This is a genomic window from Actinomyces mediterranea (assembly GCF_900155595.1).
Taxonomy (GTDB): domain Bacteria; phylum Actinomycetota; class Actinomycetes; order Actinomycetales; family Actinomycetaceae; genus Pauljensenia; species Pauljensenia mediterranea.
In genome coordinates this window covers 1143061-1159436 of the sequence record NZ_FTPB01000004.1, presented here as the reverse complement: position 1 = coordinate 1159436, position 16376 = coordinate 1143061, and the positions used below count along the sequence as shown (strand labels likewise).

The window sequence follows — 16376 nt, the reverse complement described above, 5'->3', positions numbered from 1 at the left end:
ACAGCACAAGAACGTACGAGGGTGTCAGATTGTCTGTGTGAGTGGTCTTCTTCTTGAAAGGTTGTTTGACTATGAGTATGACGATTGATGATGCGTTGCTTGGGTCAAGTCCTTGGTAGTGGTGTAGTCGTTTTGTGGTCCTTTGGTGTTGAGTTATGCGTTGAGTTCGAGGATGCTGTTGGTCACTTCCTTAGCGTCGGTTTCGGGGAGGCGGCGGCGAGGCGAGTGATGGCTTGGTGGTTGAGGAAGATGCCCACTGAGTGGGTGCGGCGTTCGGATCTCGCGGTGTGCGTCATTGTTGACGCTGGTGATGTAACTGGTCAACGTGTTCATCGAAGTCCGCACCCATGCGGGACACCTGCGACTTGAACAGCGAATCAATGCCGAGCGTCTTGACGAGCGTGTCCATGCGGCGGGTGGAAACGCCGGCGAGGTAGCAGTCGGCGACGACAGTGACAGTGCCGCCTCGGCGCACTTACGGCGCTCCAGCAACCAGTCCGGGAAGTACGTGCCCGAGCGCAATTTGGGGACGGCAACGTCGATCGTGCCGACTCGGGTGTCCAGCTCACGGTGTCACTAGCCGTTACGCTACGCAACCCGGTTCGGGGACGTTTTGCCCCATTCGGCGCCACATACCGCGTCCGCGTCAGCATCAACCAAGAGCAGCGTTGATCACGCTTTGCAATAATGCCGCATCAAATCCGGGAACACCTCCACGAGAGCTTCACCGAACAAGCCAGCAGGGCCGACAATATGAGAAGCGGCCACCGTGATGACTCCATCCGAGTGGGATGCGAGAATTTCCTCGAAGAACCACACAGTCACCGCACCCACACTCATGACAAGGCCAGCCACCGAGGACTACACCACTCTACAGGGCACTACTCCCGTGCGACCTCTTCGATAATGCGATCCGACCACAGTAGATCGTAGAAGCCCTGCTCGGCGCACCGCAGGAAGACATCCGCAACGGTGATAGGAACCAGCACATTCGCATCAAGAAGGGCCCGGAAACTCACTCTGCGTTCATCTCCTCCCTCACGAGTTTCACCGCTTCGGCGACTTCTTCGAGGGTCGGATCATCAAATCCATGCTCTCGAGCCGATTCCGAGAACCTCATGATGGCCGTTCGCCGCTCCGCGGCCCGCTCTGCTCGATACCGCTCGAGGTCTTCGAGCATCACGTATCGATGTCGATTCGGCTTATCGAAGGGGATCTTTCCTTCTTCAAGGAGTTTTACGAGAGTCGGACGAGATACGCCGAGGATCTCCGCAGCCTCCCCAGTCGTCAGGCGCATGGCGGTCGGAGTAAGTACGATTGCTCGTCCAGCCTGCATAGCTTCAACGACATCGCGAAGCACGCTGAACACCTCTTCCGGCAGAGGGATCGCATGCCCTTGATGGTCGACCAACCTTGGCTGAGCCGCGAGCAGCTGATCCATCTCGTGAAGCTCGCGACGATCTTCAGGGGGCAAAACCGTGCGCGGACCTCGCAAAGGCGCCCCAATGCTGTCTCTTTCTCTCTCCACTGTCATGCTCGCCATGAACCCAGTCTACGTCAGAAACGAAAGAAACGATAGAGGTGGTTGAAGTGTCGATCATCAAGCAGCCAGCGAACCATCAGGATGAGATGAATCGGCAGGCGAAAATTCTTCAGCGGTCTGCAGACACGCGGAGCCCCGAGCTCGACGGTCGGGGCTCGGCTGATGCGAGAACTGCGAACAGATCCTGCAAGACCTACTGCATCAAGTACCGTTTCCTCGTTTCGATAGGAACGAACCACTTGCGGCGGAGCTTTCAATACCAACGAAAATACAAAGGTGACGCCCTACTACAAAAGACCTACACCATCGACTTCCTTACCAAGAAGCAGGTTAAGAACGAAGGTACGGTGCCTCAGTACTACGTCACCGGTAACCATGAGGCCATCATCAGTCCTGCCGTATGGGACTTCGTCCAAGCCGAACTCGCCGCCACGTGCAAAGGTCAGTGCTCCTCCTCCAGACAACGCGTGTTCTCCGGGAAAATCGGGATCTTTCCATACGGAGATGAAGGCTTCCAAGATCGATGGTGACACAGCCGCGCCGGTCGAGTCGGGGATAATGCCCTGGATGGCACTGAGTATGTGCAGTTCTTAATCAATGATGTTGAGATGGGATGCGCGGAGCTGATTGATTGGCAACTATCAGATAGTTATGTCGACATTGACACAAAGTATCTACGAAGGAAATGTGGTTCTTTGAAATTCGAGCAACGGCACGTCGTCGCGAGCTTGGCGCTGAATTCGCTGCGGCATGAAAACTTCAAGAACTCGAGAGTCGATCCTCTCTGCGAGATCGTCGTCGGGGTATCACATGAAGGTCTTGTCGCTCTTGACCATGTCAAGATATCCCCGTTCATGTAGATCCTGCAGGTCAGTGCGAGCGGTTCACCCGTTCCTGTCTGCGAAGCAGTAGTCGCATCCCATCATGAAGTGGAGGGTGATGGCGCGTACGAGGGCGGGCACATACGGACCGTCCTCATCATTCAGCGAGGTCGTCGAGCGCTCCATCCGTCACGCGACCTTACAAAGAGTTCCGCTTACCAATGACGAGGACGAGCGCCGTCGGCCGGCGTCTGCGCGCCGCTGCTGCAGGATCGGGCCGCACCAACTCTCAACTGCGGGTTCACAGATGATGAAGTCGCAGCCCTTAGGGCTTTCATATTCCCTTTCACGCGTCATCGGACGATGATGGGCGTATGACATCAAGACCCTCGAGCACCACTGCGACTCCTTCCGATGACGAGCTCGCCGCCCTCGTCGACTCCACACCCGCATCGGGGCCGCGCCGCTCCATCGTCTTCCTCGCCACAGTCGCCACCTTCGGCTCCCTGCTCTTCGGCTACGACACGGGCGTCATCGCCGGGGCCCTGCCCTACATGTACATGCCGACTGCAGCGGGCGGCCTCGGCCTCAATGAGTTCGACGAGGGGCTCGTCGGCGCCACCCTCGCCATCGGCGCCGCCTTCGGCGCGATCATCGGCGGACGTCTGTCCGACCGATACGGCAGGCGCCACAATATTCTCCTGCTCGCCCTCATCTTCATCGTCGGTACGCTCGGCTGCACCTTCTCCCCCAATATCCCCGTCCTCTTGCTGTTCCGCTTCATCCTCGGATGGGCGGTCGGCGGCGCGTCCGCGACGGTGCCGATCTACCTGTCTGAGTCCGCTCCGACCAGGGTCCGCGGCCCGCTCGTCGCCCTCGACCAGTTCATGATCGTCTTCGGGCAACTCCTCGCCTACTCCATGAACGCGATGCTGGCCCGCGGACACGGCGGCCCCCACGTCACCATCGACGTCGCCGTCGGAGAATCCGCACACCTCACGTGGGATCAGGCGTCGACCATGGCCGACATCGTCATTGTGAGCGGTAATGGCATGGCGTGGCGGTGGATGCTCGTCCTCGCAACGATCCCGGCGGTCCTCCTGTGGATCGGAATGCGCATGATGCCCGAATCGGGGCGCTGGTATGCGGCGAATCGTCACTACGCGGAGGCGATCGGCGCCCTCAAGCGGATTCGGGACGACGACCGAGACGACATCGCCGGAGAAGTGCGCGACATGGTTGAACTCCGCAGGGCTCAGCAGAACGAGGGCACGTGGTCCCTGAGGCGCACCCTCGACGTCAAGTGGACGCGGCGTCTCGTCTTCATCGGCATCGGATTGGCGTGCTTCGATCAGTTGACCGGCATCAACACGGCGATGTACTACCTTCCGAAGATCTTGAGGGCGGCGGGATTCTCCACAACTGATTCCATCTCTCTCAATGTCGTCACCGGCGCGGTGGCGACGATCGGTGCCGCTGCCGGCCTGTGGCTGGTGGGGCGCCTCCAGCGCCGTCACGTCGGCATCTACCAGGAGACGGGCGTCACCTTCTTCCTCTTCTCCCTCGCGCTCGTCTTCGCCTTCGGGATCACGCCCTATACCCTGTCCGATGGATCGATCTCCGCGGATGTTCCCCCGGCATTGCCGTGGCTCGTCCTCGTCCTCGTATCGCTGTTCGTGTTCGCGAAGCAGTCGGGCACTGTGAACTGGGTGCTCGTCTCGGAGATCTTCCCCTCACGGATCCGCGGCGTCGCCCAGGGGTTCGCCGTGGGCTGCGGATGGCTGATGAATGCGGTCGTGTCCTATGTGTTCCCCGTGATGATCGAGCACTTGGGCGCGGCGTGGACCTATGCGACATTCGGCGCAATCAATGTGGTGGCGCTGTGCTTCTACCTATTCATCGTTCCTGAGACTCGTGGCACGTCCCTGGAGAGACTCGAAGAGTCTTTCGCCGCCAGGTACGGGGAGTAGGCGCATTCGGCCTCACTCGGAATTCCGACGCATGCGAGGCGGGACGTCGGGTGAGTCTCCCCCGTTCAGGCGAGTTCGCACTCGATCAGTCGTCGCACCCACTTCGACACGCTCATGTGCTCATCTCTCGCACGTTCGCGTAGTCGCGCGTGGGTGTGTTCACTGAGGACGACCTGTATCTTCGGAGAGTGCCGCCCATTCCCCGACAGCGACTTGCCACCCGGTACTAGCCCTTTCGGCGGACCGGTCGCCTCCGCCTCATCGGCGAGGGCATCGACGAGTTCAGAGGTGAGCGCTTGTCCTTTCCAGGTCACGTGTTCCGCACGAGGATCAAATCTGTAGAACGTGTCCGTCATCGCCGCCTCCATTTCATCGGCATCGCGTGAATGATGACTATCGCGCCATCGTCGGTGGAGATGCCGGCAACCTCGTACTCCTCGTTATTCGGTGCTCGCCCGATCCACCACAGCAGTCCTGATTCATCAGTCCCGAGATAATCGGCGGTGCAAACGAGGTGAATGAGGTTTCGATAGGAGATCCCGTGTTTGAGGGCGCTGCCAGCAGCTCCGTACTTCATGATACGTCCATAGAGTACATGTTCGCTATTGGAGGCCGGGAGTTCAGATAGGTTCGTAATGATTGAACGCATGCCATGTGCAGCACGCTAATCATTGAGCGATTGCTCCAGTCATCGTCCGAATGGCGTCTGTGGACGCTGAATAGCAATGGGTATTGTCTGTGGACAATGGTGGCCTATGAACGACGAGGAGCACGGCCAGTCATGCCCCTTGTACCTCTGGGAGCGACACAGACGAATTTGAGGAGCCTTTGGGAAACTCGAGGAGTCCTTCGCCGCTGTGCGGTTCGACGATCCGCTCCGGTTCGGGTCGGAACCGTGATGCAGCGTCTCGAATCGACAAGCCGTCAACGAGTGCCTTCGCTTGCAGACACGCGCCCCGAGCAGTGGCCTCGGGCTCTCGAATCACCTCAACGGGCCTGCCCAGCAGATCAGCGAGGAGCGTCGTATAGGCGGGCGAGCGCGATCCTCCTCCGATGGCGATGACTCTGTCCGACAGTGCGATCCCGCATTCTTCGATCGCCTCCATTCCCCTGATGAGGCCCGCGAGGACGTCGAGTTCTTGAACCGTCACTCCCATGAGTTTCGCCGCCCAATCCGTCGCCTCCGTCGCATTCAACGTGCACACGAGAGGTGGTCGAGTTGAAGTATCCGGTTCCCGATGCCTCTGACCGGCCTGTCGCGAAACGGCCGGTGAGCTTGTAGTTCAGGTAGTCATGAGGCAAGAGGATCATCGTGGTCCTCGTCGAGTGGCACCATTCCACGGCACTGTCCCGACACCGATAGCGCCGCGATGCGATCAAGCTCCACCTCCTGTCCGAGCCTGTGGAAACACTCCGTCACCGCATCCCACCGCACGGCGGCCACCAGCGTCGACCCCATCGCCAGAGTATTGCCCGGATCCGCGTCGTCGAGAGTGTGGAATGTGGAACAAGATGAATAGGGTGGACAAGCGAGCAAGCGAGGAGTCGGAGTCGTCCCGTTGATCTCGACCGATCCGCTCACCGCGGGGTCGATTCCGGTGATCGCCCTGACGATCTGATGACGGTCAGCGTTGTCCACGGCGGCGTCAATGACGACTCATCCATTCAAACGCACTCGCACCCGTAGCAGAAGTCGTCGGCTTGTTCTTCGACGCCGACGGGAACTACATCGATACACCGTTCAACGAGCGCAGAATCTCAATCACGGTCGAGCAGCTCAAGAGGACGAACGAAGTCGTCGCTGTCGCCGGAGGTTTGGGAAAGGCGAGGGCGATTCAGGTAATCGCATCGTCGGGCCTCATCACCACCAATGAGGTCGCAGAGGACCTCCTGAAAAGGATGGAACACTGACCCCTGGCTATGCCGGATCAGGCGAGCGCCTCCACGACGGCTGCGCGGAGGTTCTTCTGACCGTTTCTCAGCGCCTCTTCAAGGGGCTCTTCCGGGTCTCCGACTTTCACGATCCTCGACACCCCGTGATCGAGCAGCACTTCCGCGCCCTCTTTGATGCGACCGGCGAAGATCATGACGGGCACTCCCTTCGCCTGCGCGACAGCGGCAACCCCTGCCGGGGTCTTCCCATTGATGGTCTGCGAATCCACGGAGCCTTCACCGGTGAAGACCCAGTCGGCACCCTCGACCTTGTCTGAGAGTCCCACGGCGTCGGCGACGAGGTCGACCCCGGGGACCAGGCGAGCATCGCAGAATGCGCGCAATGCGAATCCGAGGCCGCCGGCAGCGCCCGACCCGGGCTCGAGAGCAACCTCTGCGCGCCCTGAGGCTTCGGCGAAATGACGGAGGATCGACTCGAAGACGGGGACCTGCTCCGGAGTGACGCCCTTTTGGGGGCCGAAGACCGCAGTCGCACCGGCGGGACCATTGAGCGGATTTGTCACATCGCATGCGACGAGGATTTCGACGCCGTCGAGGAGCGCGTCGAGGGCTGAGGCGTCGACGCGTGCGACGTTCGCCAGATCGGCGAGGATGGGGCGCAGTTCGGCGCCGTCCTCGTCGAGGAGGCGAACTCCGAGTTCGACGAGCATACCCGCGCCACCGTCATTCGTGGCGGATCCTCCGATTCCGACGAGCAGGTGCGCGGCCCCTCGTTCCAGGGCGTCGCGCATGATGATTCCGAGGCCTCGCGTGGACGATTCTGAGACATTGCGGTCAGCGGGTGCGACGAGTTCAATGCCTGCGCAGGATGCGACATCGAGGACGGCTTTCTCGCCCGCGAGCGCGTACTGGGAGGTGATGGGCCGACCGAGCGCGTCGACCGTGTCGACGCTGATGAGATCGGCTCCCCATGCGGTGGCGATCGCGTCGATGAACCCCTCTCCCCCGTCACTCATGGGCACGAGGACGCAATCGGCGTCCGGGTGCACGTCGCGAACGCCGCGCTTCATAGCGCTTGCCGCTTCCAGAGCGGTCATGTTCTCTTTGAACGAATCGGGGGCGAGGACGAACTTCATTGATTCTCCTGAGCGAGTCGATGTCTTCACGCTAGCAGTGCTGATACCCGAATTGAAGCCATTCAATCAACTTTCTCAACTGTTAACAAGAGGGTGATATTAGTCCACAACAGCACCTCCGTCGTGTACCTGCCCGCCCCGTGTGGAAAGCACACACTGCGAAACACATGGGGACGACCAGGAGCTCCCGGTCGTCCCCATGGATCCGTTATGCCATCGGCAGGACGTACGAGCCGATGATGACGCAGATGATCGTGATGATCGACGCCGTGAACTGCGGCAATGTGTACACCTTGAGGCCGCCGGTGACGGAGAAACCGGGGATTTTCGCGGTCACCCAGAAGCCGGAGTCGTTGATGTGGCCGATGGACAGCGCACCCGCGAGGCACGCCATGGCGACCCACACCGGGTGAACGCCGATCGTCGGCGCGAGGGAGGCGAAGATGGTCATCGTCGTAATGGACGCGACCGTTCCCGAGCCCACTGCCACGCGGAAGGACATTCCGACGAAGAAGCAAGCGAGCAGAGCGACGAAGTGTCCGCCGCCCAGCCCGGCGACCGCCCCCGCGATGAGGTCGGACACGCCGCCCGCCTTGATGACGGCTCCGAAAGAGCCGCCCGCGCCCGTGATGAGCAAGACGATACCGGCAGAACTGATCGCCTTATTCGCCGCGGTCTCCATCTCGGAGCGGCTCAAGTCGGTAGAGGCGACGAGGTAGGCGACGATCGTGCCGATGAGCAGGGCGATGGTCTTGTCGCCGAGGAACTTGACGACGAGCGGGACCTCTTCAGCGGCGGCGCCCCACACGGTACCGATCAGGATGAGGATGAGCGGCGTGAGGATGGGGAGCAGTGCCAGCCAGAAGTTCGGATTCTTGTCCTCGCCGGGCACTTCCTGGAGGGAGGGCTCTTCAGCGACGTCAACGGAGGGCCTCCACACCTTGGGGAGGATCCACGAGTAGACGGTGACACCGCCGATCACTGCGACGAGGCCGACGATTCCGCCGACCGCCACCATATAGCCGACTGAGAATCCGAGGATGTCTCCAGCTGCGAGAGGATTGGGCGTTGGAGGCACCAGGGTGTGCGCCGTTCCCGCGCCCATCGCCACCGCGCCGATCATGAGGGGCAGCGGCTTTTTCGCTTCTCGCGCGATCGCGATCGCCAACGGGACGAGGATAACGAAGGTGACGTCGAAGAAGACCGGGATGGCAAGGACGAACGCTGCAAACGCTATGCCGTAAACGGCGAAACGATCGGTCGTAAGTCCGACGATGGTCCGTGCGATCACTTTCGCACCGCCGGAGTCGGACATCAATTGGCCGAGGATGATGCCGAAGCCGACTGATAGACCCAGGCTTGTCATGAGTCCGCCGAAGCCCTCGGTCATCGTTGTAGCGATGTCCAATGCGGGCATCTGAAGCATGAAACCGAGAAGCAACGTGCCAATGATGAGAGACACCGCCGGATGCAGCTTCACCCAGAGGATGAGTGCGACGATCACGACGATTGATAGCGCCAACCAGAGCAGATTAATCACGGTCGACTCCCAGGGGTATGGTTACGAAGTGCAGCATGGTTTTCCTTTCGTTCACGTCCTTGTGAGCTGCTGCCGTGGTGGCGGGGGCATTCCTTAGCCCAGCCCTCGCCACCACTTGTGGGCGCTAAGCGCCCGTGAGGGGATCATTCGGCGCCGTCGACGCCTGAGTGTCAGTCGTTCCGTCGGACTTCGATGTCGGCGAGACGCTCGTAGTAGCGGATGATTCCGCTGTGGTCGTTCTTCTGTTCGCCGGCGACAACGAGGCTCTGCAGGATCTCCATGACGCCCGCTGTGAGCGGAACGGGTGTGTGAAGTTCGTGCGCCGTGTCGAGGGCGTTCTGCAGGTCCTTGATGTGCAATTCGATGCGGAATCCGGGGGCGAAGTCCCCGTTGAGGATCATGGGGACTTTCGCGTTCATCACTGTGGAACCCGCGAGTCCTCCGCGGATCGCCTCGAAGACGGCTTCGGGATCGACTCCCGCCTTCGTTGCCAGGGTGAAGGCCTCACTCACCGCTGCGATGTTGAGCGCGACGATGACTTGATTGGCGAGTTTCGTGACATTGCCGGCGCCGATCGGGCCGACGTGCGTGACGCTCGAGCCCATGACCTCCAAGAGGGGACGGACCGTCTCGAATGCTCCAGCGTCGCCGCCCACCATGATCGCCAGGGTTCCGTCAATCGCCTTCGGCTCGCCGCCGGAGACGGGGGCATCAATGAAGGCGACGCCCTTGTCGGCAGCGAGGGAGTGAGCCTGCTGAGAGGCTGCTGGCGCAATGGAACTCATGTCGACGACGATGAGACCGTCATGTGCACCGTCGAGGACGCCGCCCTCGCACGTGAGCACGTCGAGCACGTGGGGCGAGTTAGGGAGCATGAGGATGACGACATCCGAGTCGGCGGCAACTTCTCGGCCACTCGCCGCGACTCGCACCCCCTGTGCGGCGAAGTCGTCGGTCGGAGCGAACTTGTCGTAAACGATCAGTTCGTAACCCGCGTTGATGAGATTGTGGGCCATGGGGCGCCCCATGATTCCCAGTCCAATGAAACCGATGCGCATGTCATTGTCCTTTCAGTGGTGATGAGTGTGGGCGGGCAGTGATGCCCACGTCGTCTGGAGATGCTCGAGTCCGCGTTGCGCAGCCTCAATGCCGGAGGGGATGGGGAGAACTTCCAGCGAGACCGACCCTGTGTAGCCCAGCTCAGTGAGAGTGCGGGCGACCTCGTTCCAGTCGACGTTCCCCGCTCCGGGATAACGCCGATTCGAGTCCGAGGCATGGATGTGAGTGATCCGTCGTCCCGCGAGTAACAGTGCCTGACGCTGAGACCGGTCTTCGAGGACGATGTGGTGCGTGTCGATGAGCAACCCCACGGATTCCAGCCCCGGGCGCCCGGCGAACTCGACTGTCTCCTCCGTCGTGTTGAGCAGGTTTGAGAAGTAGTAGGCGACGGGTTCGAGTCCAGTGGGAACCTGCGACTGCTCCGCCGCCTCAGCGATGGGACGCAGTTCTTCGGCGAAGAGGTCGAGCGTCCTGGGGATATCGCCATAGTTCGCAGCCCGCCCTCGGATGAGACCGACGAAGACAACGGCTCCGAAGTGAGCGGCGAACTCGACATGACGGAGCATCGCATCGCGCGCCTCGCGTCGCGCGCTTGCGTTGTCAGCAGTGAGACAGTGGCCGTTGAGCGAGTGCTCGAGTCCCGTTCCCACTGCGGCGACTGCGATTCCAAGGGAGTCCGCACACGCCGCTATCGCCGCGGCATCGAGCGTATGGGGGTCGCGCACATGCAGTTCGACAGTGTCGAATCCGCAGCGCGCCGCCTCCTCCATCCCTTTGACGATTCCTCCTTGGAAGGGGACGGGAGCCCCTTCGCCGAGGAGTTCTTCGGACACGGCAACACCGAAGCTCACGCCTGAGGCCACCACGGTCACAGTCCCCGCAGCTTCTGCCACGCCTGGTCGAAGCCGTCGAGCGTCATGACGGTCGCTCCGAAGTCATCGAATTGCTCGGGAAGCATGCCGTCGAACTCGAAGGCCGTCACGAAGTCGGGGAGTGCATCGGCGACGCGGTCGATCCGCGCCTGGTCCAGGGGTCGGGAAAAGCCTTCTTCGCGGGCGATCCCCTCGTGCGCATCCCATTTCTCGAGAACGCTTTGGATCTTGGGGTGGATCGTCATCTCCACTTTCGCGCCCGCCAGGAGTGCGACCTGGCGCGGGTGTCTAAATGCTGCGGGCATGAGCAGCGGAACCATCTCCCGTTCTTCGAGGGCGCGGACGAGTCTGCGCGCCACTGCGACGACTGCCTCTTCAAGATCCTCAGTGGCGAGTCCCTTGCCCTGCGTCTCGTTGAGGTGCGCGAGGTAGTCCTGAAGGCGTCCCATGACGAAGGCGGAGGTGGAGGGAGCGGGGGTGATTCCCGCTGCGATGGCCCGCTTGACGCCACGTTCGTAGGCGTCGGCGGCGGCGAGGATCTGCGACGCACTCACGCACACCGTTGCCGTCGTGGGGATGCCGCGCGCGGCGAGCTCTTCGAGGACTCGAATCCCCGACTCGGTGCCGGGAATCTTAACCATGACATTGCGTCCGAATCCTGCGATTGTCAGGCCCTGCTGGAGCTGCTTGTCATAGTCGGCGGAAGCGCCGGGCTGCACCTGGGAGCGCACGTATCCATAGGCGCCCTCCGACGCCTCGTACATCGACTCGAAGCGTCGGGCGATAGGGCGGACGACGCGGCCGAGCAGGGCAGTCACCCGTTCGTCGCCCACCAGGGCGACGTCGACCGTATCCTCGGGGTCGAGGTCTTGCGGCTCGGTGGTGGTCAGGGCTTCGAACGACAGCGGAGCATTCGTCGTCACGCCGACTGCGCCATTATTGAGGGCATGACTGATGGTACTCGTGAGCGCCGAGTCGTTGCAGTAACGCGATGCGGTGTTGTCCGCCATCCATTTCAGGTAGCCGGTTGTCATGATTGGTGTACCTCCTTGTACATGGGGTTGTTAATGAGGGCGTGATGCTCAGCCGAAGTACATTCCGCCGTTGACATCAAGAACTGCGCCCGTGGTGAAGCCGGAGTTCTCTCCGGTGAAGTAAGCGACCGCTTCGGCGATCTCGCCGGTTTCCCCGAGGCGTCCGACGGGGATCGATCGGTTGATCGCCTCCATCTGCTCCTGGGTGAAACTCTCAGCCATGGGCGTTCTCGTCGTTCCGGGAGCCACCGCGTTGACGGTGACGCCAGCCGCGGCGACCTTTCCGGCAAGGTGTCGCGTGAGGCCAATGACTCCCGCCTTCGATGCCGCATATGCGGGTCCGACGCTGACTCCGCCGTTTCGTCCCGCGAGCGACACGATATTGACGATGCGCCCGTAGCCCGCATCGATCATTGACGGGAGGACCGCTTGGGAGAGGAGGAAGCACCCCGACAGGTTGATCGCGATGACGCGGTACCACTCGTCGAAGGACACTTCGTTCCACGGTGTATTCGAGACGATCCCGGCGTTATTGACGAGCGCTCCGATAGGACCGTATGTGTCTGTGATGTGTGTGATCGTTGAGTGGACGGCGTAGGGGTCCGAGACGTCCATCACCGTACTGTGGGCGGTGAATCCCTGTGTCCTGAGTTCTTGTGCGGCCGTGTCGGCGCGCTCGGCGCTGACGTCGACGATGATGAGGTCTTTCCCGTCTTCGGCGAGTCTGTGCGCGATCGAGTAGCCGATGCCCTGCCCGGCGCCTGTGACGATGGTGAGCCTGCTCTTCTCCATGAATGCCTGCTTTCGAATCGATGCGCACCCTTGCGCGTCAGGCACCACAATAGCGATCATCTATCACATTGTCTACATTATGGATCATATATTTTTTAGGAAACTACCTGACCATCCTCAGGTTTCTTCACTCAGCCTCTTGCGCCAAGCGGAACGACAGGTTATCGATATGCTGCAACATTGTGTCGTAGACCCCCTGAGGGTCGCCTCGCCGGAACTGCTCAAGAATCCGACGGTGCTCCTCAAGGGAGTCCGCAGCATCCGTCACGACCTGGTTCTTGAAGTGGCGCCACCGCTGGACATTGCCCCCGAGCACGTCCGCTGCTGAGGTGAGGAAGCGATTCCCGGATCCTGCGTGGATGATCTGGTGGAATTTCTGATCGGCGCGCATGAATGCGCGGGTCTCCGCCACGCCGTCGAGGCTCATCGATGCGGTCTGCTCCCCCACCGCGGCCTCCAGTCGTTCAAGGAGGCGAGGGTCTTGCGCCATGCACGCCAACCTCGCCGCCTCGGGCTCCAGCAGCCTGCGCACACTCATCAGGTCCTGAAGTTCCCGGTTCGTCAACTTTGCCGCCGTACGGTACCCCCGGTAGCTCTCTCTGACGACGAGGCCGAGCCCCTCGAGTCGTGCAAGCGCCTCGCGCACGGGCGTTGCGGATACATTGAGGGCATCGGCGAGAGCGTCGATGCGAATCGGGGCATCGTCCGGAATCACGTCTTCGAGGATCATGTCGACCAGGGCTTCTTGAACCTGCTCCGTCAACCCCGTTCGCTTCGCTGCGAGGTTGAGGTGTGAATAGTCCTGGACGCCTTGCGGCATGAATCTTCTCCCGCGCTGATGGATAACTCTTGCGCTCATCCTAGTCCCCCGCCGCCCGAGCGCGCCGAGCACGTGCACGAACCGACACCTCGGTGAAGAAAACGCGGCCCGGGCGCCTCGTCCAAGCGCCCGGGCCGCGACCCCCATTACACAGAGTCAGGACAGAGTCATCGCCTCTTCGAGGTCAGCAGATCGACTGCGACCGCAATGATGACGACGAGACCCTTGATGGACTGCTGCCAGGCGGAATCGACCGCGAGGATCGACAGGCCCATGTTGAGCACGCCCATGATGAGTGCACCGATAATGGCTCCGGAAATCTTGCCGATACCGCCTGAAACCGCCGTGCCGCCGATGAACGCCGCTGCAATCGCATCGAGTTCGTAGTTCTGGCCAGCCGTCGCGACGGCGGCGCCCGCACGCGATGTGGTGATGATGCCTGCCAGGGCGGAGAGCAGACCCATGTTGACGAAGACCAGGAAGTCGGTCCGCTTGGTATTGATGCCGGAGAGCTGGGCGGCGCGCAGGTTGCCGCCGACGGCGTAGATGTGGCGGCCGAATCGCGTCTTCGCCATGACGAAGGAGTAGACGAGCACCAGTACGCCGATGATGATGAGGACGATCGGCGCGCCTCCCGACGACAGGGCGAGCAGGTACGTCACCAGGCCGATCGCAAGAGCGGTGACGAGCTGGCCCGCGATGAACAGGCCCATCGGAAGAACAGCGGCACCGGCCTTGATGTCCTTCATGCGCTTCCTCACGGCCATGATCACCGCGACTGCGATCGTCGCAATGCCGATGACGAGGGTGACCACGTCGAGCATCCCGATGAAGCCGAGGAAGTTGGGAACCGAACCCGCAGCGATCGCAACGAAGCCCGACGGCAGGCCGGACACTGTCGCCTCGACGAGGACGATCGCCAGGCCGCGGAAGATGAGCATGCCGCCGAGGGTCACGATGAACGCCGGAACTCCGACATAGGCCACCCAGAATCCCTGCCAGCATCCGATGACGATGCCGATGGCGAGGCCGATGAGGACCGCGAGCGGCCACGCCATGTGCATCTGGTACATGAGCAGGGCGACGACACCGCCGACGAAGGCGACGATCGATCCCACGGCGAGGTCGATGTGTCGGGCGATGATGACCATCGTCATGCCGATGGTGAGGACCATGACGTACGCATTCTGCTGAATGAGCGACGCCACGTTGTTGGGGGCGAGCAGGCGCCCGCCGGTGAGGATGTTGAACAGGATGACGATGATGACGAGGGCACCGAGGATCCCGTACTGCTGAAGGCTGCCGTGCAGCCGTTTGGTCGTCTCTTTCATCGTTCTTCCTTCACACGTTCTTTCGTCATGAGTTTCATCAGGGATTCCTGGGTGGCCTCGGATGCTTGCTGCACGCCGGTGATCATTCCTTGGCTCATCGTGTAGATGCGATCGCAAATGCCCAATAACTCGGGCAGCTCCGAGGAGATGACGAGGACGGCGTGCCCGTCATCCGCCAGCTTCTGGATGATCTGATAGATCTCGTATTTCGCGCCGACGTCGATGCCCCGGGTCGGCTCGTCGAGGATGAGGATCTCGGGATCGGTATTGATCCACTTGGCGAGGACGACCTTTTGCTGGTTGCCCCCCGATAGGGACGAGGCGATGGCGTCGATGCTCGCAGTCTTGATGCGCAGCCTCGTGCGGAAGTCCTCGACCAGTCGATCCTCGACGTGCGACTGGATGACGCCGCCCTTGATGACCTTGTCGATCGCAGCGATCGACACGTTCTTACGGATGTCCTGGATGAGGTTGAGCCCCATCGTCTTACGATCCTCGGGGACGTAGGCGAGGCCGTGGGCGATGGCCTTGTCGACGCTGGAAGTGTCGATGACCTCGCCATTTTTGAGGACCTCGCCACTGATGTCGACGCCGTACTGGTGGCCGAAGACGCTCATTGCGAGTTCAGTGCGCCCAGCGCCCATAAGGCCCGCGAGCCCTGTGATCTCGCCGCGGCGAAGGGTGAGATTGGCGCCGTCGACGACCTTTCGCCCCGTGTCGATCGGGTGGTGGACGCTCCAGTCGCGGATCTCGAGGATGTCCTCGCCGATCGACGGGACGTGCTCGGGGAATCGGTTGGACAGCTCGCGTCCGACCATCTTCGCGATGATCTCGTCCTCGGTGACGCCCTCGGGACGGTGCATGTCGATGTATCCGACGGTTTTGCCGTCGCGGATGATCGACGTGGAGTCGGAGATCTCGCGGATCTCTCCGAGCTTGTGCGAGATGATGATCATCGTGATGCCCTCTTGGCGCAATTGGCGCATGAGTTCGAGCAGGTGCTCGGAATCATCATCGTTGAGGGCGGCGGTGGGCTCGTCGAGGATGAGGAGTTTGACATCCTTCGACAGCGCCTTGGCGATCTCGACCAGCTGCTGCTGGCCGACGCCGAGGTCGACGACGCGCGCCTCGGGATCGACATTGAGGCCGACCTTGGCGAGGAGCCCTTTGGCGAGGCGCTTCGTCTCGTGCCAGTCGACGAGTCCGGCCCGTCCCCGCTCATTGCCGAGGAAGATGTTCTCGGCGACGGAGAGGAACGGGGACAGGGCCAACTCCTGGTGAATGATAACGATGCCGTCGTTCTCTGAATCGCGGATGGACTTGAAGCGGCACTCCTTCCCGTCGTATTCGATGGTGCCGCCGTAGGTCCCGTACGGGTGCACTCCCGACAGGACTTTCATGAGGGTGGACTTCCCGGCTCCGTTCTCACCGCAGATCGCGTGGACTTCGCCGCGGCGCACCTCCATCGTCACATCGTCGAGGGCTCTCACTCCGGAGAACTCTTTGACGATATGTGACATTCGCAGAACCACATCATCGGTCTGCATCATTCACCTCTGTTCCTT

The 16376-nt window shown here is 61.4% G+C and carries 19 protein-coding genes and 1 pseudogene; 3 read left to right on the top strand and 17 right to left on the bottom strand.

The genetic code is table 11. From position 1 onward, the window contains the following. Positions 1–304 precede the first annotated feature (304 nt). The 3 genes and pseudogenes from BQ7471_RS09185 to BQ7471_RS09180 all read right to left on the bottom strand — a co-directional run. Positions 305–768 (bottom strand): annotated as a pseudogene (locus tag BQ7471_RS09185) (transposase); the annotation flags it as partial. Between the two features lie 113 nt (positions 769–881). Further along, the gene (locus BQ7471_RS11380) at positions 882–1019 is read right to left on the bottom strand and encodes a hypothetical protein (RefSeq protein ID WP_159438536.1); all 138 of its coding nucleotides are present in this window, start codon (positions 1017–1019) and stop codon (positions 882–884) included. Next, complete coding sequence (locus BQ7471_RS09180; protein WP_205408285.1) at positions 1016–1297, bottom strand: helix-turn-helix domain-containing protein; 282 nt, start codon at positions 1295–1297, stop codon at positions 1016–1018. Before BQ7471_RS09180 ends, BQ7471_RS11380 begins: the two co-directional genes overlap by 4 nt. Positions 1298–1590: 293 nt before the next feature. Here BQ7471_RS09180 and BQ7471_RS11965 point away from each other — a divergent pair, with 293 nt between their 5' ends. Continuing rightward, positions 1591–2073 (top strand): recombinase family protein, encoded by a 483-nt coding sequence (locus tag BQ7471_RS11965; protein ID WP_407922687.1) that lies wholly within the window; start codon positions 1591–1593, stop codon positions 2071–2073. A gap of 354 nt (positions 2074–2427) precedes the next feature. Here the strand turns inward: BQ7471_RS11965 and BQ7471_RS11805 are convergent, their stop codons facing one another. After that, the gene (locus tag BQ7471_RS11805) at positions 2428–2550 is read right to left on the bottom strand and encodes a hypothetical protein (protein WP_268874469.1); all 123 of its coding nucleotides are present in this window, start codon (positions 2548–2550) and stop codon (positions 2428–2430) included. A 188-nt stretch (positions 2551–2738) separates the two neighbouring features. On the opposite strand from BQ7471_RS11805, the gene BQ7471_RS09170 reads away from it, so the two are divergent. Next, a complete protein-coding gene (locus tag BQ7471_RS09170) occupies positions 2739–4334 on the top strand; it encodes an MFS transporter (RefSeq protein ID WP_076465731.1) in 1596 nt (531 codons plus the stop codon). A gap of 65 nt (positions 4335–4399) precedes the next feature. Here the strand turns inward: BQ7471_RS09170 and BQ7471_RS09165 are convergent, their stop codons facing one another. From BQ7471_RS09165 to BQ7471_RS09145, 4 genes are all read right to left on the bottom strand, one after another. Further along, positions 4400–4690 carry a hypothetical protein gene (locus tag BQ7471_RS09165; protein WP_129583413.1) on the bottom strand — a complete coding sequence of 97 codons (291 nt, stop codon included), beginning with the start codon at positions 4688–4690 and terminating at the stop codon, positions 4400–4402. After that, positions 4687–4911, bottom strand: coding sequence for a hypothetical protein (locus BQ7471_RS09160; protein WP_129583412.1), 225 nt, complete (start codon positions 4909–4911; stop codon positions 4687–4689). The genes BQ7471_RS09165 and BQ7471_RS09160 overlap by 4 nt, the downstream gene beginning before the upstream one ends. A 202-nt stretch (positions 4912–5113) precedes the next feature. Beyond that, positions 5114–5539, bottom strand: coding sequence for an FGGY-family carbohydrate kinase (locus BQ7471_RS09155; RefSeq protein WP_235821288.1), 426 nt, complete (start codon positions 5537–5539; stop codon positions 5114–5116). A gap of 86 nt (positions 5540–5625) precedes the next feature. Then, positions 5626–5973 carry a hypothetical protein gene (locus tag BQ7471_RS09145; RefSeq protein WP_076465725.1) on the bottom strand — a complete coding sequence of 116 codons (348 nt, stop codon included), beginning with the start codon at positions 5971–5973 and terminating at the stop codon, positions 5626–5628. A 20-nt stretch (positions 5974–5993) separates the two neighbouring features. Between BQ7471_RS09145 and BQ7471_RS09140 the strand changes: the two genes are divergently transcribed. Next, positions 5994–6245, top strand: coding sequence for a sugar-binding domain-containing protein (locus BQ7471_RS09140; RefSeq protein WP_083663346.1), 252 nt, complete (start codon positions 5994–5996; stop codon positions 6243–6245). Positions 6246–6262: 17 nt separating this feature from the next. On the opposite strand, the gene BQ7471_RS09135 is transcribed toward BQ7471_RS09140, so the two are convergent. The 9 genes from BQ7471_RS09135 to BQ7471_RS09095 all read right to left on the bottom strand — a co-directional run bounded on the left by BQ7471_RS09135 (position 6263) and on the right by BQ7471_RS09095 (position 16358). Further along, positions 6263–7363, bottom strand: coding sequence for a glycerate kinase (locus BQ7471_RS09135; RefSeq protein WP_076465722.1), 1101 nt, complete (start codon positions 7361–7363; stop codon positions 6263–6265). Between the two features lie 208 nt (positions 7364–7571). Next, the gene (locus BQ7471_RS09130) at positions 7572–8903 is read right to left on the bottom strand and encodes a GntP family permease (RefSeq protein WP_076465720.1); all 1332 of its coding nucleotides are present in this window, start codon (positions 8901–8903) and stop codon (positions 7572–7574) included. A 170-nt stretch (positions 8904–9073) separates the two neighbouring features. Beyond that, a complete protein-coding gene (gene garR, locus BQ7471_RS09125; RefSeq protein WP_076465718.1) occupies positions 9074–9961 on the bottom strand; it encodes a 2-hydroxy-3-oxopropionate reductase in 888 nt (295 codons plus the stop codon). Positions 9962–9973: 12 nt separating this feature from the next. Continuing rightward, positions 9974–10813 carry a sugar phosphate isomerase/epimerase family protein gene (locus tag BQ7471_RS09120; RefSeq protein WP_129583411.1) on the bottom strand — a complete coding sequence of 280 codons (840 nt, stop codon included), beginning with the start codon at positions 10811–10813 and terminating at the stop codon, positions 9974–9976. A gap of 17 nt (positions 10814–10830) precedes the next feature. Next, positions 10831–11868 (bottom strand): transaldolase family protein, encoded by a 1038-nt coding sequence (locus BQ7471_RS09115; protein WP_076465715.1) that lies wholly within the window; start codon positions 11866–11868, stop codon positions 10831–10833. Positions 11869–11916: 48 nt separating this feature from the next. After that, entirely contained in the window at positions 11917–12660 is a 744-nt protein-coding gene (locus BQ7471_RS09110; RefSeq protein WP_076466339.1) for an SDR family NAD(P)-dependent oxidoreductase, read from the bottom strand. Between the two features lie 127 nt (positions 12661–12787). After that, on the bottom strand, positions 12788–13480 hold the full coding sequence (locus BQ7471_RS09105; protein WP_076465714.1) for a GntR family transcriptional regulator: 693 nt from the start codon (positions 13478–13480) through the stop codon (positions 12788–12790). 167 nt (positions 13481–13647) lie between these two features. After that, positions 13648–14811 (bottom strand): multiple monosaccharide ABC transporter permease, encoded by a 1164-nt coding sequence (gene mmsB / locus BQ7471_RS09100; RefSeq protein ID WP_076465712.1) that lies wholly within the window; start codon positions 14809–14811, stop codon positions 13648–13650. Next, on the bottom strand, positions 14808–16358 hold the full coding sequence (locus tag BQ7471_RS09095) for a sugar ABC transporter ATP-binding protein (protein ID WP_076466338.1): 1551 nt from the start codon (positions 16356–16358) through the stop codon (positions 14808–14810). Before BQ7471_RS09095 ends, mmsB begins: the two co-directional genes overlap by 4 nt. Positions 16359–16376: the final 18 nt, after the last annotated feature.